The sequence below is a fragment of the Capsulimonas corticalis genome, assembly GCF_003574315.2.
Classification (GTDB): Bacteria; Armatimonadota; Armatimonadia; order Armatimonadales; family Capsulimonadaceae; genus Capsulimonas; species Capsulimonas corticalis.
Genome location: NZ_AP025739.1, coordinates 596,474 through 615,289, shown reverse-complemented (window position 1 = coordinate 615,289; position 18,816 = coordinate 596,474). Strand labels below are relative to the sequence as shown.

General features: G+C 61.2%; 16 protein-coding genes and 1 rRNA gene. 8 read left to right on the top strand and 9 right to left on the bottom strand.

Going from position 1 to position 18,816, the window contains the following annotated elements; genetic code table 11:
- The first annotated feature begins 5 nt into the window (after window positions 1-5).
- The 3 genes from D5261_RS02740 (at window position 6) to ftsZ (ending at window position 2,972) form a co-directional block, all read left to right on the top strand.
- Window positions 6-452, top strand: a complete 447-nt coding sequence (locus D5261_RS02740) for a small basic family protein (RefSeq protein WP_218025726.1) — start codon at window positions 6-8, stop codon at window positions 450-452.
- 68 nt (window positions 453-520) lie between these two features.
- The gene (ftsA, locus tag D5261_RS02735) at window positions 521-1,753 is read left to right on the top strand and encodes a cell division protein FtsA (protein WP_301002406.1); all 1,233 of its coding nucleotides are present in this window, start codon (window positions 521-523) and stop codon (window positions 1,751-1,753) included.
- Window positions 1,754-1,805: 52 nt separating this feature from the next.
- Window positions 1,806-2,972, top strand: coding sequence for a cell division protein FtsZ (ftsZ, locus tag D5261_RS02730; protein WP_119323942.1), 1,167 nt, complete (start codon window positions 1,806-1,808; stop codon window positions 2,970-2,972).
- A gap of 290 nt (window positions 2,973-3,262) precedes the next feature.
- On the opposite strand, the gene hisH is transcribed toward ftsZ, so the two are convergent.
- The 9 genes from hisH to D5261_RS02685 form a co-directional block, all read right to left on the bottom strand.
- Entirely contained in the window at window positions 3,263-3,877 is a 615-nt protein-coding gene (gene hisH / locus D5261_RS02725) for an imidazole glycerol phosphate synthase subunit HisH (protein ID WP_218025725.1), read from the bottom strand.
- On the bottom strand, window positions 3,877-4,341 hold the full coding sequence (locus D5261_RS02720; RefSeq protein ID WP_119323940.1) for a hypothetical protein: 465 nt from the start codon (window positions 4,339-4,341) through the stop codon (window positions 3,877-3,879). Before D5261_RS02720 ends, hisH begins: the two co-directional genes overlap by 1 nt.
- Window positions 4,342-4,346: 5 nt before the next feature.
- Entirely contained in the window at window positions 4,347-4,940 is a 594-nt protein-coding gene (gene hisB / locus D5261_RS02715; protein ID WP_119323939.1) for an imidazoleglycerol-phosphate dehydratase HisB, read from the bottom strand.
- Window positions 4,941-5,085: 145 nt separating this feature from the next.
- Entirely contained in the window at window positions 5,086-8,049 is a 2,964-nt protein-coding gene (locus D5261_RS02710) for a beta-galactosidase (protein WP_119323938.1), read from the bottom strand.
- A 155-nt stretch (window positions 8,050-8,204) separates the two neighbouring features.
- A complete protein-coding gene (locus D5261_RS02705; RefSeq protein WP_119323937.1) occupies window positions 8,205-9,191 on the bottom strand; it encodes an aldo/keto reductase in 987 nt (328 codons plus the stop codon).
- A 53-nt stretch (window positions 9,192-9,244) separates the two neighbouring features.
- Window positions 9,245-10,201 (bottom strand): HAD family hydrolase, encoded by a 957-nt coding sequence (locus tag D5261_RS02700; protein ID WP_119323936.1) that lies wholly within the window; start codon window positions 10,199-10,201, stop codon window positions 9,245-9,247.
- Window positions 10,198-11,508: a histidinol dehydrogenase gene (gene hisD, locus D5261_RS02695; protein WP_119323935.1), complete on the bottom strand. Its 1,311-nt coding sequence runs from the start codon at window positions 11,506-11,508 to the stop codon at window positions 10,198-10,200. The genes D5261_RS02700 and hisD overlap by 4 nt, the downstream gene beginning before the upstream one ends.
- A 78-nt stretch (window positions 11,509-11,586) precedes the next feature.
- A complete protein-coding gene (locus D5261_RS02690) occupies window positions 11,587-12,549 on the bottom strand; it encodes an L-threonylcarbamoyladenylate synthase (RefSeq protein WP_119323934.1) in 963 nt (320 codons plus the stop codon).
- A 102-nt stretch (window positions 12,550-12,651) separates the two neighbouring features.
- Window positions 12,652-13,140, bottom strand: coding sequence for a hypothetical protein (locus tag D5261_RS02685; protein WP_119323933.1), 489 nt, complete (start codon window positions 13,138-13,140; stop codon window positions 12,652-12,654).
- A 408-nt stretch (window positions 13,141-13,548) separates the two neighbouring features.
- Here D5261_RS02685 and D5261_RS02680 point away from each other — a divergent pair, with 408 nt between their 5' ends.
- From D5261_RS02680 to D5261_RS02660, 5 genes are all read left to right on the top strand, one after another.
- On the top strand, window positions 13,549-14,481 hold the full coding sequence (locus D5261_RS02680) for a ribose-phosphate diphosphokinase (RefSeq protein WP_119324046.1): 933 nt from the start codon (window positions 13,549-13,551) through the stop codon (window positions 14,479-14,481).
- A 185-nt stretch (window positions 14,482-14,666) separates the two neighbouring features.
- Window positions 14,667-15,488 carry an ABC transporter ATP-binding protein gene (locus D5261_RS02675; RefSeq protein ID WP_119323932.1) on the top strand — a complete coding sequence of 274 codons (822 nt, stop codon included), beginning with the start codon at window positions 14,667-14,669 and terminating at the stop codon, window positions 15,486-15,488.
- A 63-nt stretch (window positions 15,489-15,551) separates the two neighbouring features.
- The gene (locus D5261_RS02670) at window positions 15,552-15,773 is read left to right on the top strand and encodes a hypothetical protein (protein ID WP_119323931.1); all 222 of its coding nucleotides are present in this window, start codon (window positions 15,552-15,554) and stop codon (window positions 15,771-15,773) included.
- Between the two features lie 57 nt (window positions 15,774-15,830).
- Window positions 15,831-16,124, top strand: a complete 294-nt coding sequence (locus D5261_RS02665; RefSeq protein WP_119323930.1) for a hypothetical protein — start codon at window positions 15,831-15,833, stop codon at window positions 16,122-16,124.
- Window positions 16,125-17,292: 1,168 nt separating this feature from the next.
- Window positions 17,293-18,801: ribosomal RNA gene (locus tag D5261_RS02660) — 16S ribosomal RNA — on the top strand.
- The last annotated feature ends 15 nt before the right edge of the window (window positions 18,802-18,816 follow it).

Here is an 18,816-nt window from a genome sequence, read left to right as displayed (position 1 = left end):
AAAATATGATCTGGTTAGCGCTGGCGTCAGGCCTCTTGGGGTTCGCGGCGATCTGGTTCACGCCCGGGGCTCACATCCCGATCGCGGACGCTTCTTATCTTTCGCTGGCGGCGCTGGCCGGAATCGATTCGCTGATCGGCGGAGTTCGGGCCGGCTCCGAAGGCAAGTTTCGCGGAAGCATCTTTGTCTCCGGTTTTGTCGTGAATACGATGCTGGCGGCGTTTCTTGCGTACCTGGGCGATCGCCTGGGACAGAATTTGTCGCTCGCCTTGTTCGTGGTTCTTGGCGGTCGTATTTTTGTCAATCTGTCGATCACTCGGCGTCAATGGCTCGATCACCGGGCGGACCTTTCCTCCACGCGTCGCGCGGCGCAGTTGGCGGCGAAATCCCCGCAGTATGCGGGCGACCCGTCAATGGACGGCGAACATGGCGGCGGCGCGGCGCGCGAATAGTCGGAAGAGGATCGCGCCGCGTATAAGCGGCGTCGAATGGGGAGGCGTAGGAGGTGGCGAGGGACTGCGTGATCGGACTCGACATCGGCACGACGAAAGTCTGCACGATTGTCGCTGAAATCGAAGAGCGGGGACGCATCAACATTGTTGGTGTCGGCAACAGCATCTCCTCCGGGATTCGCAAGGGCGTTGTCATTGATATCGACAGCGCGGCCCAGGCGATCTCCGAGAGTGTGGAAAAAGCCCGCGCGATGTCCGGTTATGAGATCCACCGCGTGATCGTCGGCGTGACCGGCGAGCATGTGGCGTCCCTGAACTCGCGCGGAGTCGTCGCGATCACCCATCCGAACCGGGAGATCACCGAGGAGGACGTGGAGCGCGTCCAGGACCAGAGCCGCGTGATCGTGCTGCCGCCGGACCGCGAGATCATTCACGCGATCCCCCGGTCCTACTCGATCGATGGGCAGAACGGCATTCGGTTCCCCGTGGGGATGTCCGGAACGCGTCTCGAAGTGGAGACGCACGTGGTTACCGGGGCCGTGACGTTCCTTCAAAATGTCGCGAAGTGCGTGCACAAAGCGGGTCTGACGATCGAGGCGACCGTTCTGGAGCCGATCGCGACCGCCGAGGCCGTGACGCTGCCGGATGAGAAGAATTTAGGCGTCTGCATCGCCGATATCGGCGGCGGCACGACCGATATCGCGATCTTTGTGGACGGCGATATTTACTACTCGTCGGCTATTCCGGTCGGCGGAAACCATGTGACCCGCGACATCAGTGTCGGCCTGCGCACCTCGCACGACGAATCGGAGCGGATCAAATTGTCCGAGGCCGTCGCGATGGTCGGAATGACCGCCGGCGATGAGCTCTTTGAAGTCTTGAGCCTGGGCAGCGACGAGCCGCGCATCCTGCCAAAGCGCATTCTGGCCGAGATCGTCGAGCCGCGCATGCATGAGCTGTTCACGATGGTGAAGCAGGAGATCATGCGGTCCGGCTACTACAATATGCTGCCGGCGGGGATTATTTTGTCGGGCGGAGGCGCGCAATTGCGCGGCGCGACCGAGCTTTGCCGACAGGTGACGGGGATGCCGACGCGCGTGGGAAGCCCGCGCGACGTGGGCGGCGTGGCGGACACGCTGCGCTCTCCGATTTACTCAACGGCCGTGGGATTAGTGCAGTACGGGGCGCACTACCATCAGCAGCATCGCGAGATCGTTCGCGAACAAGCGCCGATGGGTAAGTACATGAAGAAGATACAAAACTTCTTCGCCCGAATTACCGGATCGATTTTCGACCATTAAACGCCGTGCTCCAGAACGCGGCGGTTTTATACTAGAGGAGATGGTTTCACATATGGCGCTCGGATTACGCGACGAAACCCCGTTCGCCCGCATCAAGGTGATCGGCTGCGGCGGCGGCGGCACGAACGCCGTCAACCGGATGATTGACGCCGGCCTGACGGGAGTCGAGTTCATCGCGATGAACACCGACAGCCAGGTCCTGGATATCAGCGCGGCGGACTATAAGCTGCAGCTGGGCGAAAACCTGACGCGCGGCCTTGGCGCCGGCGGCAACCCGGAAGTCGGCAAGGCGGCGGCTGAAGAGTCCAAAGGCGACATCAAGAAGGCGCTGGAAGGCGCCGATATGGTGTTCATCACCGCCGGCATGGGCGGCGGCACCGGCACCGGCTCCGCGCCCGTGATCGCCGAGATCGCCAAAGACCTTGGCATACTCACGGTCGCCGTGGTCACCAAGCCCTTTAAGTTCGAAGGCCCGCGCCGGTACCGTCTGGCGGAAGAGGGCGTGGACGCGCTGCGCGATAAAGTCGATACGGTGATTATCATCCCGAACGACCGATTGCTCGGCGTCGTCGAAAAGCGCGCCACTCTGGTGGACGCCTTCCGTGAGGCGGACGACGTGCTGCGCCAGGGCGTGCAGGGCATCTCCGACATCATCACGATCCCCGGCATCATCAACGTGGACTTCGCCGACGTCCGCGCGATCATGCTGAACGCCGGCACGGCGCTGATGGGCATCGGCGTCGCGAGCGGCGAAAACCGCGCCGTGGACGCCGCGCAGGCCGCCATCGCCTCCCCGCTGCTCGAAACCAGCATCGAAGGCGCGCGCGCCGCATTGATCAACATCACCGGCGGCGCGGACCTGACCCTCGCTGAAGTGACCGAGGCCACCGAGCTGATCCAGCAGGCGACGGATCACGACGACGCGAACATCATCTTCGGCGTCGTCCAGGACCCGCGCATGGAAAACGAAGTGCGCATCACGGTGCTCGCCACCGGCTTCGACCAGCGCCTCCCCGCGTCCGTGAACGCCCGCCAATCGATCAACACCCAGCCTGCCCCCGCGCAGCAGCCCGCTCCGGCCCCCGCGCCCGCGCAGCCCCAGCCCGCCGCCGCGCAGACTCAGCAGCAGCCCGCTCCTGCTCCCGCCGCCCCGGCCCCCGCGCCCCGGCCCTCGCCGGACCAAGATGTGGACATCCCGGCGTTCCTGCGGCGGCGGTAGGGGAAGGCCCTATTCCCCCGGCGCTAAAGCGCTTTCCCCCTTTTTCCCAACAAGCCGCTGCGCGGGGGAAAAGGGGAGCAAATAACTACAGCCCATTCACTCTTGATTGTGTCAAGAGTGAATGGGCTGATCGTTTTTTCACATGCTATGCTTTGTCTTTGCCGGCTACGACACGAGTGAATGGAAACCAATGAGTGGCTCCCGTTTTCCCCTGCGCAACAGCTTGTTGGGAAAAAGGGGGAAGCGCGCTAAAGCGCGGGGGAATAGGGATTACGCGGGGGATAGGTCCCTCACACCTCCGAAAAGCTCTCCAAAATCGCCAGCCCCACTAACCCCGACTTCTCTGGGTGGAACTGAGTCGCCCACACGTTTCCGCGATGGATCGCGGAGCAGAAGGTCACGCCGTAGTCGGTGGTTGCGGCGATGTCGGCGGGATCGTCGGGGGCGCAGTAGTAGGAGTTCAGGAAGTAGGCCATCGGGTCGCCGGCGGGCTGGCCGTGGGCGAGCGGCGCGCCGGGCGTGAAATTGATGTTGTTCCAGCCGATCTGCGGGACTTTAAGGCCGTCGCCGGTGAAGCGCTTGACCTGGCCGGGGACGACGTCGAGGCCGCGGACGCCGGGCTCGCCCTCTTCGCTGGTTGTGAGTAGCACCTGCATGCCGACGCAGATGCCTAAGAAAGGGCGTCCGGAGGCGATGAAGTCGAGGGAGATCTTGTCGATGCCCGATTCGCGCAGCGAGTGCATGGTGGAGTCGAACGCGCCGTCGCCGGGCAGAACGGCTTTGTCGGAGGCGAAGATCTCCGCCGGGTCGCTGGTGACGAACGCGCCGGCGGCGCCGATCTTGTGGAAGGCTTTTTCGACGCTGCGCAGGTTGCCCATGCCGTAATCAATAATGGCGATTTTCATTAGCGGTCCCATCGCTCCACGGCCGGGAGCGGGATCTTGCCGCGCGTTGGGGTGAGGCCCGCGCAGCGGATCGATTCCTGCGCCACCGCGATCTGGGCGGGCGTGGACAGGAATGAGATCATGATCGGCTCGGTCCCATCGGCGATATGGATCGAGTACACCCGGCGCGACCGATCGACGCGCGCGACTTGCGGCCAGGTAATCGCCGACTTCCCGATCAGCCAGCTCTGTGTCATCCCGGTTCCATCCACGCGGATGCGAAACGAGAGGACCGCGAACAGAAGGAAGACAAAGCCCGCCGTCAGCACGCCGGCGACGAAGGCGTTGCTTGGCTGGTGGTGCGACAGCGCGTTTCCCGTCGCGAACAAGCCCATGGCCGAGAATAGCCCCATTCCCCAGCGGTAAGTGTTGCCGGCGGCGAATGTGTGCGGGAAGGTGATGGGCGGAAGTTCTTTGATCGCCATGGCGTTTACAGGCTTCCCTTCGTGCTGGGAATGCCCTGGACACGGGCGTCGTGACGCTTGGCGGCGTCCAGCGCGCGCCCAAAGGCCTTGAACGCCGCTTCGGCGATATGGTGCGAGTTGGAGCCGCGCCGCTGCTCAAAGTGCAGCGTCAGGCCGGCGTTCGCCGCGACGGCCCGAAAGAACTCCGCGACGAGCTCCGTATCAAAAGTCCCGATCTTATCCGACGGAAAAGCGAAATCCGAGACCAGCAGCCCCCGGCCGCTCCAGTCCAGAGCGCAGGTAACGAGCGCCTCGTCCATGGGCACAACGGCGTGCCCGTAGCGTACGATGCCCTTTTTGTCGCCCGACGCCTCGCGCAGCGCCGTTCCCAGCGCGATGCCGATATCTTCCACGGTATGGTGATCGTCGATGTGCAGATCGCCCTCGGCCTGCACCGTCAGGTGCAGCAATCCATGCCGGGCGATGTGGGTGAGCATGTGGTCGAAGAAGCCGACGCCGGTGACGATTTCGCTTTCACCATCGCCGTCCAGCGTGACCGATAACTGTATGTCCGTCTCCCGCGTTTTGCGCGCAACGACGGCGGTTCGTGCCTGTGTCATATCGTGGATTGTACCAGAGGGGCGGGGGTTTGTCTAGGGTAAGGTGGGCGCTGAGCTCTCGGTCCCTTCAGAAATAGGCTGCCCCCCGACCCCATGTGGGGGCCGGGGGACAGCCTCTTCGACTTGGGGACTCAGGGGAGACCTCTTACCCCTTCGCCTCAATCGTCAGCAGATCGCGGCTCGCGGCGGCTTCCACTTGAACTTCGACTTGATCGGGGGCGTTTCCGCTCTCATCGTAGATCACCAGAGAGTTGTCGCCGGGCTTGAGCCAGACAGGCGGGATATACATGCCCTCTATCGGGATCTTCTCCGGGTAGCGTCCGAGGTTCTGTCCGTTGACCCAGACGGAGCCGTGGGAGAGCCCGTGGGTGAGGACGCGCCAGACCTGGCCGGGGGCGACGCCGCCGGGGGCGGAGATTTTGGCGCGATAGAAGCGCGGACCATTCGCCTCGGCTTTTTGGAAGGCGGTCCAGCCTTTGGCGTCGAAGGGATCGCCGGGGCCGCCGCGCAGTTTCCAGCCGGTAATCGGCTGCGAGAAAATCACACTGGACAGAGAGGGCGCCGCCGACATGCCGCCGGCGCCGGCGGTGTTTTCCACCAGGACGGAAAGGATGTTGGGGCCGCCCGCGCGCCAGGCGCTATCGAGGCTGACGTTGAACTGCTCATTCCAGCCTTCATGCGTCGTGAGCTTCTGGCCGTTCAGGAAGACGGTGGCGTTGTCGTCCACGGTGGGAAACAAGACGCTGTGGCTCTTCAGGTTGGGGGCCGTGTCTGGAAGCGTCGTTTGGAGCCAGACGAACCCGCTCTGGCCGCCAAACGGGTCCTGGCCGATGGCGTAGGCGCTCCAGCCGGCGGCGTCCGAGGCCGGAGGCGCGGTGTGGTCGTCGGATTTCAGTACGCGCCATGGAGTCAGCGCGATGTCTTCGCCCGCTTGCTGGGTGAGACTTGCGGCGCCGAAAAGCCCTTTGGGCGCGCTGCTTTCAATCAAACCGACGTATCCGGGCATTTTCTGGCGTCCATCATGCGCGGTGAAGGCGGCGAATGCGTGCGTTCCGGCTGTCAGATGGACGTTCACGGAGTTTCCGTGAACGAACTTCGGGCCTGCGGGCGCGCCGTCCACAAACGGCAGCCAGCGGTCCTGCGCCGAGTCGATCTTGATCGTGTAGTCGCCTGTCTTAGGGACCGGAATCGCGCTGCGATACCAGGCGTCCGCCGTGATATCGTTGTCGGCGCCCATCTGGGAGGGAGCCGCGCTCGCCAGCCATCCGTGATCGTCATAATTGACGGCGGCTTCGTCCGATCCACTCTTAGTCTCCCATTGGCTGACTTCCAGCGTCGTTTTTCGCTTGGCTTGATAATCGTTGGCGGGGAAGCGCTGCGGCGCGTCGCCGCTGCTGTAGATCACGGTCTCAAGGCTGGGTTCGGCTTCCGGGATCGGAATCCAGGGCTTTTCGTAAGTAAGGCGCAGACGGCCGTTTTGAATGGCGGCGTCCGAGATGTACTCCGGTCCGCTCACAATATAGTTCTTGCCGCCCGCTTCCACAAACCAGGTCCGATCCGCGCGCGCCGTGCCGACCGCAAGGATTCGCACATGAGTGGCGCCTGCGGCGAAGGTGTACTCATCCACGCCGCTTTGCGGGAATTTGGCGTCCAGCGTGAGCGTGTTGCCGCTGCTTTTGAAGTCGGACGCGCCTGCGGCGATCGCCGCCTGCGAGTTCGTTTTCATCAGCACCTGGCCCATCGATCCCGGCTCTCCGTGAATCACCATGGTTGTGACGCCGTCTTGATCGAAGATCCCCATGATCCGCGATGACGTGCGCGTGATCGTTACGCCCGGCGCGATCTGATAGTCTCGCACGAAGCCCGCAATTTCGCCCGGCTCCAGCGTCACAGACCCAATGCCCATTTCCGCGGACCCGTTCGGTCCGCCGACGGACGTCTGAACGGGAGATTTGCCGGGGTTATCCAGAAAGACCAGGGTTCCCGCCGGGCTGCGCCGCGCGGTGACTTTGACGGCGGGATCGCTCGCGGCGGCGGAGAAGTCCGCATCCGCGTTTGTGCTGTCCTCCAGAATGCTCTGGAAACTGCGCGCGAACCACGCGGCCCGCTTGTTGCGATAGTAGATCGAACGCAGATCTCCGCCCTGGCCGACGGCGGCGCCGTAGTCGTAGCTGGCTGCGTCCTCGTCATTGTTCCAGTAGGCGAAGTTCGTGCCGCCGTGCATCATGTAGTAATTGTAGCCATTGCCGCCGTAGGCCAATATCTTCATGGTGCGCCGATCGTATTCGTTCGCGGCGTCCAGGCTCTGTCCGTAGCGATCGTACCATATCGACCAGAACTCCGTCGTCATCCATGGGTTCGTTCGCCCCACGCTGTCCCAGGAGTGGCCGACATCGCCAGCGGGATCGCTGCCATGATGCAGGCCGCTGAAGAAGTAAGGGACTTCCAGGCCGAGCGCGAGAGCCTTGCTTTGCAGATGACGGAAGTAGGCGTTGGGCATTTCCGTGCCCCATCCCTGTGGATGCTCGTTCTCCAGCTGAACCAGCACGACGCAGCCGCCCCGGTTGATTTGATTGGCGGCGACGATGGGGATCAGTTTGTCGAAATACCGATCCACATACTTCTCGAACTCCGGGCTGTCCTCACGCACGCGGACGCCGGGCTTGTTGCGCAGCCAGACCGGATAACCACCGTTGTCCCATTCGGCGCAGTAGTAGGGACCGACACGGGCGATGGCGTACATTCCGAGGGAGTGGACGAGTTTGAAGAATGCGTCCAGGTCCGCGTCGCCGGAGAAGTTGAACTTACCCTCCTGCGGCTCATGGAAGTCCCAGAAGTTGTAGACTTCGACGCAGTTCATTCCCGCGCGCTTGAAGCGCAGGAGCCGGTCGCGCCAGAGCGCGCGCGGAACTCGCGCGTACTCCATTCCGGCGCTGGCGATGAAGGTGCGCTTGCCGTTGATGAGGAAGCCTCGTCCGTCGAAGTCGATGGCTTGCTTAGCTTTCGTCGCGGAAGGAAAGATGCCGTCGTTCGCGTGCGCGAGAGTTGGGAACAAAGCAGCTCCGCTCAGCAGAGCGCAGGCGGCGAGACCGAGTGTTTTGATATTCAAAGGGAGGCTCCAAGCCGGCTGGCGGTTAAACGCCCAAAGGGCGCCCGGCCTGAAAGAGCGCCGAAACCCGCCTGCGCGGGTGACATGCTTTTGCAGGCGCGGTTTTAACCGCCGGCCATATTGTTCTTTAACGTCGACTGACAAGTCTTCAAAGTCTAAGGAATCGGCGTACCGTTGTCAAGCCAGGCGACTTCCGCGGCGGATAGGGTCAGGTCCAGCGCGTCGATGTTCGAGAGGAACTCGTCGGCGTTGGCGCTGGCGGTCAGGGCGAAGACGTTCATGGGCGAATGGAAGATATACGCCAGAGCGACTTGCGGGATCGTGGCGCCGTTGTCGTGCGCGAGCTGCTTCACGCGGTCGAGGCGCTGGAAGTTCTCTTCCGAGCAGTAGCTGCGGCGGCAGGTTTCATTGAGAAACTCCTGCGTGCCGCCCAGTTCCGATGGCGGGTTGAGCGAATTGCGGCTGATGCGGCCCGAGAAGAAGCCGCTGGCGAGGCTGGACCAGGCGAGCACGGAGATCTTCTGTTCGGCGTACCAGGCGCGGGCCTCGGCGTTCTCGGGGCCGCTGACCGTCACACAGCCTTCCCACGGCGGAACGATCTGCGCCGCTAGGCTGTAGTTCGGGTTCGTGGCGGCGAACGGAACCAGGCCATGCGCCAGGGCGTAGGCGTTCGCTTCGCCGATACGCTCGTGCGTCCAGTTGGAGCCGCCGAAGGCGCTGATCTTGCCGGCCTTCAGATGCTGGTTCAAAATCTCGACGATGGGACCGACCGGAACGGACTCGTCGTCGCGGTGCAGGACATACAGATCGACATTGTCCAGTTGCATTCGCTCCAGCGTCTCGTTCAGATCCGAGGTGATGTCTTCGGGCGTGACCTTGGCGCCCTGCGGGCCGGGGTGGGCGCCCTTCGCCAGGATTACCACTTTGTCGCGAATACCGCGCTCGCGGATCCAGCGGCCGAGCTGGACATCCGTCTGGCCGCCGCCGTAGATATAAGCGGTGTCGAATGTCGTGCAGCCATATTCGAAGACCTTGTCGAGCAGGGGAAACTCGCGCTCGGCGGTCTCATTATTCAGCGCGATGGCGCCATGGATCAAACGTGAGACGGACTTGGAGAGCCCCGCAATCGAACCGTACTGCATTCTTCACTCCTTGCGCCGATGATGTGTCATGTGTGTCGATTGCCCGCCGGACTCTATCCGGCGATCCAGCGCAGGACTTCGTTGACGTCCTCGGCGACGATGTCCGCGCCGGAACGCTTGAACAGACCCGTATTCGCCGCGCCCATCGGGCCGGTCAGGACGAGCGCCGAGAGGACGGGCGCGTCGGGGATCTTGGCGAGCAGTCGGGCGACGGTCTTGTGATCGTCGAGCGTGTCGCCGATGTAAATCGCGGGGCCGCCGCCGACTCGCTCCAGCAAGAGTTTGAGGCCGCGCATGTCGGGTTTGTAGAAGCCCTCTTTCTGCGTGACGCGGTAGGCTTCCGGGATCGCCTCGATCAGATTCGCCAGCTCCAGTCCGAACTGCGTTTCCTCGCGGCTGCGCCCGGTCAGCACGCCAAGGGCGCGGCCGGCGGGGATCAGCGCGGGATCGATGATGACTTTGTCGTTGTTGACCAGTCCCGGCCCCGTATAATAGGCCGCGGGCTTGCCGTAAAGCCGCTCGCTGTGCTCGCCGGCGAAGAGCTCCAGGAAGATCTGGGAGATCTCCTTCTTGCGGTACTGGATCTCGATGTCGAACTTGTCTTCGCGGGTGAAGTGCTCCAGCGCGAGGTCCTCGGCGGCTTTGAGGCCGCCGCCGCGCTGCGCGATCCGCGCCGCGTAGCGCGTGAGGTTTGGCTGAAGGACGCTGAGCGTTTCCGGGGAGGCGGTTGGGTTCTCGTGGCCGCGCACGATGTAGTGCAGCACGATGGCGCAGGTCAGATCGCGGTCGTCATTGAAACCGCCGGCGTTCTTGAACTTCTCGATATCTTCGGAGGTAATGAGATCGTCGCCGACCGGCCATCCGAGGCGCTCACGCAGGAAAAAGGGCACGGCCAGGATATTGGCGACACGAATCGACTGCGTGATGTCGAGGAGAACGCCGTCCATATCGAACAGGATGGCCTTGAGCTGCGGTCGCAGTTCTTCGGCGCGGGGAGAGAGAGTGATCACGATGGTTCCTTTGGACTTGTGGACGCGCGCAGCAATGCGGCCGCGCCATGGGCGTCGAAGCCTTCGACATCGGCGATGCGCGCGACATCGGGCGCGGCCGATCGCGCGGCTTCGGCGGAGTAATAGATAACGCTGGTGCGCTTCATAAAGGTGGCGACCGAGAGCGGCGACGAGAAGCGCGCGGCCCCGGCGGTCGGGAGGGTGTGCGACGGTCCGGCGATATAGTCGCCGATGGGCGCCGAGGTGTGCTCCCCGAGCAGCACCGCGCCGGCGTTCTTGATCTTCGGCAGCGCCGCCAGCGGCTCGCGCACGCACAGCTCCAGGTGCTCGGGCGCGAGAATATTGGACAGCTCAATCGCCTCGTCGAGAGTCCGCGTCTTGACGACCGTCAAATGTTCGATCGTGTGCGCCAGGATCTCTCCGCGCGACAGCAGCGCGGCCTGACGCAATACTTCAGCCTTCACGCGATCGAGCAAGGGTTGCGACGGGGAGAAGAGGAACCCACGGTTGTCCTGCGAGTGCTCGATCTGGGCCAGGATATCGGCGGCGACAAACGCCGGATTGGCGTCGGCGTCCGCGATGACCGCGACTTCCGATGGTCCCGCGAGCATATCGATCCCGACCTCGCCGTAAACCAATCGCTTGGCGATATTGACATACTGATTGCCGGGGCCGACGATCACGTCCACCTTCGGCACCGTCTCGGTCCCATAAGCCATCGCGCCGATCGCCTGCGCGCCGCCGATCTTGAAGATCTTCTGGACATAGGGCGCGGCGGCCGCGTAAATGGCGGGGTTGATCGACCCATCCGCGCCGGCGGGCGTGCACAAGATAATCTCGGCCACTCCGGCGGCGACGGCGGGGATCGCCGTCATCAAGACCGTGCTCGGATAAAACGCCTTGCCGCCCGGCACATACAATCCCACCCGCTGGACCGGCTGAAGCAGCTGCCCCAGCACGCGGCCACCGGATTCGGTGTGCATCCACGATTGCAGCTGTCCGCGCTCCGCGCGATGGAACGCATCGATATTCGCGGCGGCCGCGCGCAATGACCCCGCGACCTGAGCGTCCAGCGCGTCGCTCGCCGCATCCCGCTCATCTTGGGATGCAAGCAGCGTCTCGGCGGTCGCGCCCGGCCAATGAAGCCGCTGGGTGTGTGCCAGAAGACCCGCATCGCCTTGCGTGCGGACGTCGTGCAGAATGTCGCGGACGGTGGCTTCGACAGTGGAGGTGTTTTCGTCGGTGCGGACAGTGAGCTTGCGCTCGATTTCGGCCCGGCTGATAGTGGCTGTGTCAAATTCGCGCATGGGTAATGAGTTTACCCGGTGGGGGGAGGGGAGTCAATTGTGATGATGTGAGGCGCTTGTGTGGTGATGAGGCGTTTCCTACGCCGCCGCCCGCTGGAGGCGGTCCCGCACGGCGGTCCATGCGTCCGTTTCCGGCGGCGCCTGCACCAGGATTAAGTCCGGTCGCTCGGCGTCCAAGAGATGCAGTGAACTGTATAAGTTTGATGCATAGCTATTGGACTCATCCGAAAGAAACAGAGTGCGGACGTGGGGCGGGAGCGGCTCCGGCGGCGGCGCGTAGGCGAGGACGGAGATGCGGCCGATGGGGGGAATGTCGGCCCAGACATTTTTGGAAAGCCGCAAAGGCGACGTGGGTGCGTAGTGGCGCAGCATCTGCCCCGGCGATTTGGCGACGGCGCCGCTTGCGGTTTGTCCGAGGGCGATAGGAAAGCCGAGGACGGCGGCGATCTCCTCGGCGGACACCATGCCGGGGCGCAGGATGGCCGGCGAGTCACCGCTGAGGTCCAGAACGGTCGACTCTAATCCGACATCACAGGGGCCGCCGTCGAGGATCATCGCCACGTCGGCGCCGAGGCTGCGGGCGACGTGTTCGGCGCGGGTGGGCGAGATCGACTCGGAGCGGTTGGCGCTGGGGGCGGCGATGGGCAAGCCCACGGCGCGCAGCAGGGCGAGCGCGACGGGGTGGCGCGGGATGCGCACCGCCACCGTGTCGCCGCCGGCGGTGACGATGTCCGGGACGCCGGGCTGTTTGGGAAGCACGATCGTCAGCGGTCCAGGCCAAAAGATCTGGGCGAGGCGCAGGGCGTCTTCGTTGGGGCGGGCGATTTGATCCAGAGCGGCGACATCGGCGATATGGACGATCAGCGGGTTGGTCGCCGGGCGGCCTTTCGCGGCGAAGATGCGCGCGACGGCGTCGGCGTCCAGCGCGTTCGCGCCAAGGCCGTAGACGGTCTCAGTGGGAAAGGCGACGAGGCGGCCCTCGCGAAGATGCCGCGCGGCGCGTTCAATGGCGTGTGGGTCGGCGGAAACAATACGCTCCATGGTGGGGATTATACCCAGTTGGAGCGTCGGAGGGAGCAGACGTGCAGAATGGCGCGCCGATCGGGGGAGTTACGACAAAGCCGCAACACGGTCAAGCAAAAACTATGCGACCGCCTTGCGGCTGGAAAGCTCGCGCACTTCGCTATGCGCTTTGTACTTCTGGTAGTCCTTCAGAGACGAGTCCAGCTCGTTGATCTGGAACAGGAACTCCGAGGTGACGGGGACATTGGCCGGGATCTTCTTGATCGCTTTGACGTGATCGTAGAAGTACGCCGCCAGCGCCATGCGGTAGGCGATCTCCGAACGCAGCATCCGGTCGCGCTTTCGCTTGTCCTTCAGAACGTAGACGGAGTAGATCACTTCCGAGACGAACTCGGGGCCGCTGATCTTCTTCGCTTCCAGGGAACTGAGCGCCTGGCTGATCGCCAGAACTTTCACTTCATCTTCCGCGCTGTCTTCCAGGACCTTCTCGTACTCTTCACGCAGCTCTTTATAAGTGCTTTTGATGTAGTTCGATTCGCTGACAGTCAGCTGGACGCCGCTCGTCGCCTTACGCAGCATCTCTTTGAGTTCGGACCGATGCATTGTCATCGTGGGCTCTCCGGGAATAGTGCTATTCACACTGGATTGCAAGCTCGCTGTAGATACTTGCCGCCTTTTGTATTATACAACGATTATTTCACCAATTAGTATCTTATTACCACAAAATCAAGCATTCGTATCAATAATTTTTTGTTGTTGACAGATTAATCTAAAATTGTATAACTTTTACGGATATTCTTTCGCAATCGTTTGTTCGTGTCCTGGGCGTTTCTTAGATGTAGACTGGATGCGAGCATTGGAATTTGGATCATGAAGCGCCGGCCGGCCGCGCCCTGTGCAAGATACTGGAAGAGAGCGTGATCGGCAGGGAGTCACTTGCGCGCGGCCATATTGTCTGCTATAATTCCTTTCGGATGATGCTTTGAGGAGAGACCCTGTTTGAACGACAATTCCGAGATGAAACTTTTCGCGGGCACCGGCAACCCGGCGCTTTGCCAGGCGATCGCCGACGCATTAGAGATGCCGCTGGGGGAAGTGAAGATCTCTCGCTTCGCCGACGGTGAGACATACGTACAATATAAGGAGAGCGTGCGCGGCGCGGATGCCTTTATCATCCAGCCGACAGGGCCTCCCGTGGACAGCAACCTTGTCGAGCTGCTGATCCTGATCGACGCCATGCGGCGCGCGAGCGCCGACCGGATCACGGCAGTGCTGCCGTACTTCGGTTATGCGCGTCAGGAAAAGAAAGATAAGCCGCGCGAAGCGATCACCGCCAAGCTGATCGCCGACGTCCTTTCCGCCGCCGGCGCCGACCGGGTGGTGACGATGGACCTGCACGCCGACGCGATCCAGGGCTTCTTCAATATCCCCGTCGATCACTTGACGGCGCTGGGGATGTTCGCGGAGTACTTCCAGGCGAAAAACCTTGAGAACCTGGTGATCGTCTCCCCGGATGAAGGCCGCGTCAAGCAGGCGCGCAAGCTCGTCCGAATCCTCGACGCCCCCCTCGCCGTCGGCTACAAGCACCACGAGCATCACGGGCACACCGAGATCACGCAGCTTGCCGGCGACGTCAAGGGCAAAACTCCCATCATTTTGGAAGATATGATCACGACCGGCGGCTCGATCATCGAATGCGTCAACGCGCTGATCGCCAACGGCGCGAATCCTGAGATCTACGTCGCCGCGTCCCACGGCGTGCTGGCCGCGAACGCCGTCGACCGCCTGAACGATCACCCCGCCATCGCCGAGATCGTCATCACAGACAGCGTCCCGCTGGCGCGTGAGAAGGAACGCTCGAAGATCAAGGTCTTGAGCGCCGCCCCCATGTTCGCGGAAGCGATCCGCCGCATCAATCAGGGCGAGAGTATCACGAGTCTGTTCGATTAACAAATTGCCCCTGGCGTTTGTATCGCGTTGTAGCCGTCAAAGAAGCCGGCGAATGAATTCGCGTCTATAACACGGCCGTCCGCCTTCGCGGACTTCTGAACCCACGCAGGTGGGTGACCGTACTTTTAGGCGCGAATTCATTCGCCGGCTTTCTTCGTCTCTGATCTCTCTTTGGAGTACTTGGAATGCCGGAACCCCTGCTGCGGGTGGAAGACCTACACGTGCAATTCGGCGCCGGCCCCGGCGCCGTGCAGGCGGTGCGCGGCGTGTCCTTTACGGCGGAAGCCGGCAAGACGCTGGGTCTGGTCGGCGAAAGCGGGTCCGGCAAGAGCGTCAGCGCGCTCGCGATTCCCGGTTTGATCTCCCCTCCCGGCCGCGTCACGGCCGGGAGGATTCTGTTTGAAGGGCGCGATCTGCTGAAGGAAAACGAACGCGCGCTGCGGGCGGTGCGCGGATCGCAGATCGCCATGGTCTTTCAGGATCCCTTGACGGCGCTGAGCCCGACGCTCACGATCGGCCAGCAGATGACCGATGTGCTGCACGCCCATCGCCGATTGTCGCGCCGGGAGGCGCTGGTCGAGGCGGCGCACTGGCTGGGGCGCGTGCGCATCACGCTTCCCGAACGCCGCCTGCGCCAGTACCCGATGGAGCTGTCCGGCGGCATGCGTCAGCGCGTGATGATCGCCATGGCCTTTTCGTGCCATCCCAAACTGCTGATCGCCGATGAGCCGACGACGGCCCTGGACGTCACTGTACAGGCGCAGATCCTGGATCTGGTGGACGAGCTGGAGCGCGAAACCGGTACGGGGATCCTCTTAATCACGCACGATCTGGGAGTTGTCGCCGAGCGCTGCGATGAAGTCGCGGTCATGTACCGGGGGCAGATCGTTGAAAGCGGACCGACGCGCCAGGTCTTTTCGTCGCCCCAGCATCCTTACACCCAATCTCTCCTCGCCAGCGTCACCGACTGGCGCCATCCCCGACAAACCCTCCCCGCCGCCGTTTAGCCGCTTGCTTCGCTGGGCATACTCAAGGTATCAACCGTCCTCTTGAGGGAATGGAGCCTGCCCATGTCATCCTATGCCGACGATCGTGATGTCTATGTGGATCCCGTGTCGCATGAAGCCGTGGATCCGAACAGCAACGCCGGGCACGTCTTTTACAATGACCACATGTACTACTTCGCCAATCTGACGAATTTGCGCACGTTCAAAGAGGATCCCCAGCTCTGGATCTCGACGCCGCACGCTTCGCTCAGCTCGTCCTCGCTCACTCCGGTGGCGGACGAATAACTCGTTCCAGAACGCCGCTTGGTCGCCGGGGTATAATAGAGGCGGGAGGGTCGCCTTATGACTACGTCGGCAATAACAATAAGCGTCGCGATCGTCGCGGTCTTCTTCGCCCTCGCCAAATTCAATGCGCGCCCAGGTTTCAACGCCCTGGCGCTGGGACTGCTGCTGGCGTTTATCCCACTCCTGGCCCGCGTCGCTCCCGGCCACGGGGACGCGCGCAATACAATGACGTTTGTTGCGCTGCTAGTGCTGGCGACCATGGGAACGGTTCTCGGCGGCGGACTGAAGCCGCGAGAAGACGATCACCACGATCATGACCACCATCATCACGGCGAAGCGCCGCACGAATAAGAGTAAAAACAGGGGCCGCGCTCAACAGCGCGGCCCCTGTTTTTGCGACTCACAAAAATATTCGAAAAGAATCACAAGAATCCTCGGGAATCACTTGACTCTGCACGCCCGCATGCCGTATACTACGTCTCGTTGCCGGGCCAAAGAGCCAGCAGCGAAGGAGCCGCAAGGCTCCAGCGAAGCTCCTTCCCAAGTATGCTAAAAAACTTTCTCCAAGGGTTGACAAACTCAAGCGAGAAAGCGTATACTACTCCTCGCCGCTCAGCCAAAGTCGCTGACGGTGACGAAGCGAAGACCGCTTCCCCGAAGCTCCTTCTCGTATACGAAGCAATCCTGAGAAAGGCTGCTAAAAAAGATTTCCCGAAGGGTTGACAAACACTTCGAAAGTCAAGTATACTACTCCTCGCCGCTCAGCCAAAGTCGCTGGCGACGAGAAGCGAAGAATGCTTCGATCGAGAGTTTGCTGGATGAAAATCGCAAGCTTCGAAAACAAGATTTGAAAAGATTTCTGATCAGGGGTTGACAAACGCTGCAAAGCGAGTGTATAATATCCCTCGTCAGTCAGCCGAAGAGCGAACTTTACGAGAGTAAAGCGAAGACTTCGGAGCCGATAAGAGCAAGAACGAACCTCCGCGCTGCAAGGGTAACCGAGTGGGGGTGAGCAGAGTTTGGCTTCAGAGCAATCTGAATTTCAGAGCGATCTGAATTATAGTCACGCTTTTCTTACCTATGACCGCAAGGCCTATCCTCAGGGTAGCGTGGTTTTTTATTGCTCGAAATCTGGGGTTGATCTTGATATTTGTCAAGCTTTACTCTGGAAACCTGGACAGGGTGCCGAATAGGGCAGTGTCCGGGACGGCGATGCACATTGATAACTAAATAGTGAAATCGTGTAAACAACAACCTTTGAGTGCGTACTCCTCATACTAGGGCTAAGGCTTTCTATTTATAGAATTCTGTAGTCTTCTGGAGAGGAACGAATAACGAATAAGGGGTCAGGGATAGTCCGCGGTTTCTGCATAATGGATATATTGGTGTAGTTTACTATAGCATATATTCGCGGAAACTTAGCAAAACTATTGGAACTATGGACCTAGCCGGCCATAGTATCTCAAACGCATCTCATGATTTTAGGATCTGGGGCTTCGGCTTCAGTCTTTAAATATTATTCATGGAGAGTTTGATCCTGGCTCAGGACGAACGCTTGCGACGTGCCTAAGAAATGCAAGTCGAACGGGGTAGCAATACCTAGTGGCGAACGGTCGCGTAACACGTGGGCAACCTGCCTTGAAGCGGGGGACAACAATCCGAAAGGGTTGCTAATACCGCATGTGAACTTTTGTGGCATCACGAAATGTTCAAAGCTTTATGCACTTCAAGATGGGCCCGCGGCCTATCAGCTAGTTGGTGGGGTAACGGCCTACCAAGGCTTCGACGGGTAGCTGGTCTGAGAGGACGATCAGCCGGATTGGGACTGAGATACGGCCCAGACTCCTACGGGGGGCAGCAATTAGGAATCTTGCGCAATGGGGGCAACCCTGACGCAGCGACGTCGCGTGGAGGATGAAATCTTTCGGGATGTAAACTCCTTTTACCAGGGAAGAAACAAATGACGGTACCTGGTGAATAAGCCCCGGCTAACTACGTGCCAGCAGCCGCGGTAATACGTAGGGGGCGAGCGTTGTCCGAAGTTACTGGGCGTAAAGCGCGTGTAGGCGGGTCTTTAAGTGAGGGGTGAAAGGTTCGGGCTTAACCCGGACACTGCCTTTCATACTGGAGACCTTGAGTGCGGGAGAGGCGAGTGGAATGGTCGGTGTAGCGGTGAAATGCGTAGATATCGATCGGAACACCCATGGCGAAGGCAGCTCGCTGGCCTGTAACTGACGCTGAGACGCGAAAGCGTGGGGAGCAAACAGGATTAGATACCCTGGTAGTCCACGCCGTAAACGATGAGTGCTAGGTGTCAGGGGTATCGACCCCCCTGGTGCCGCAGCTAACGCAATAAGCACTCCGCCTGGGGAGTACGGCCGCAAGGTTGAAACTCAAAGGAATTGACGGGGGCCCGCACAAGCGGTGGAGCATGTGCATTAATTCGTCACTAACCGAAGAACCTTACCAGGGTTTGACATCTCTGGACATCCCATGAAAGTGGGCTTTCCTCGCAAGAGGACCAGAAGACAGGTGTTGCATGGTTGTCGTCAGCTCGTGTCGTGAGATGTTGGGTTAAGTCCCGCAACGAGCGCAACCCTCACCCAATGTTGCCAGCGTGAAAGACGGGAACTCTTTGGGAACTGCCCGTGTAAGCGGGAGGAAGGTGGGGATGACGTCAAATCGGCATGGCCCTTACATCCTGGGCTTGACACATGCTACAATGGCTGTTAACAAAGGGACGCAAGACCGCGAGGTGGAGCCAATCTCAAAAATACAGTCTCAGTTCAGATTGCAGGCTGCAACTCGCCTGCATGAAGTCGGAATCGCTAGTAACCGCAGGTCAGCTAAACTGCGGTGAATACGTTCCCGGGCCTTGTACACACTGCCCGTCAAGTCACCTGAGTTGTCTGCACCCGAAGCCGATGGCCTAACCGCAAGGAAGGAGTCGTCTAAGGTGTGGGGAGCGAGGGGGACTAAGTCGTAACAAGGTAGCCGTATCGGAAGGTGCGGCTGGATCACCTCCTTTCTAAGGATATCGAGC

Bases quoted from the DNA above. Each gene is read 5' to 3' on its own strand.
- hisH (WP_218025725.1), bottom strand. From the start codon at position 3,877: ATGAAAATCGCCATTATTGATTACGGCATGGGCAACCTGCGCAGCGTC.
- D5261_RS02705 (WP_119323937.1), bottom strand. From the start codon at position 9,191: ATGCAGTACGGTTCGATTGCGGGGCTCTCCAAGTCCGTCTCACGTTTG.
- D5261_RS02740 (WP_218025726.1), top strand. From the start codon at position 6: ATGATCTGGTTAGCGCTGGCGTCAGGCCTCTTGGGGTTCGCGGCGATC.
- hisB (WP_119323939.1), bottom strand. From the start codon at position 4,940: ATGACACAGGCACGAACCGCCGTCGTTGCGCGCAAAACGCGGGAGACG.
- D5261_RS02665 (WP_119323930.1), top strand. From the start codon at position 15,831: ATGACTACGTCGGCAATAACAATAAGCGTCGCGATCGTCGCGGTCTTC.
- hisD (WP_119323935.1), bottom strand. From the start codon at position 11,508: ATGCGCGAATTTGACACAGCCACTATCAGCCGGGCCGAAATCGAGCGC.
- D5261_RS02690 (WP_119323934.1), bottom strand. From the start codon at position 12,549: ATGGAGCGTATTGTTTCCGCCGACCCACACGCCATTGAACGCGCCGCG.
- D5261_RS02720 (WP_119323940.1), bottom strand. From the start codon at position 4,341: ATGGCGATCAAAGAACTTCCGCCCATCACCTTCCCGCACACATTCGCC.
- D5261_RS02670 (WP_119323931.1), top strand. From the start codon at position 15,552: ATGTCATCCTATGCCGACGATCGTGATGTCTATGTGGATCCCGTGTCG.
- D5261_RS02680 (WP_119324046.1), top strand. From the start codon at position 13,549: ATGAAACTTTTCGCGGGCACCGGCAACCCGGCGCTTTGCCAGGCGATC.
- ftsZ (WP_119323942.1), top strand. From the start codon at position 1,806: ATGGCGCTCGGATTACGCGACGAAACCCCGTTCGCCCGCATCAAGGTG.
- D5261_RS02675 (WP_119323932.1), top strand. From the start codon at position 14,667: ATGCCGGAACCCCTGCTGCGGGTGGAAGACCTACACGTGCAATTCGGC.
- D5261_RS02685 (WP_119323933.1), bottom strand. From the start codon at position 13,140: ATGACAATGCATCGGTCCGAACTCAAAGAGATGCTGCGTAAGGCGACG.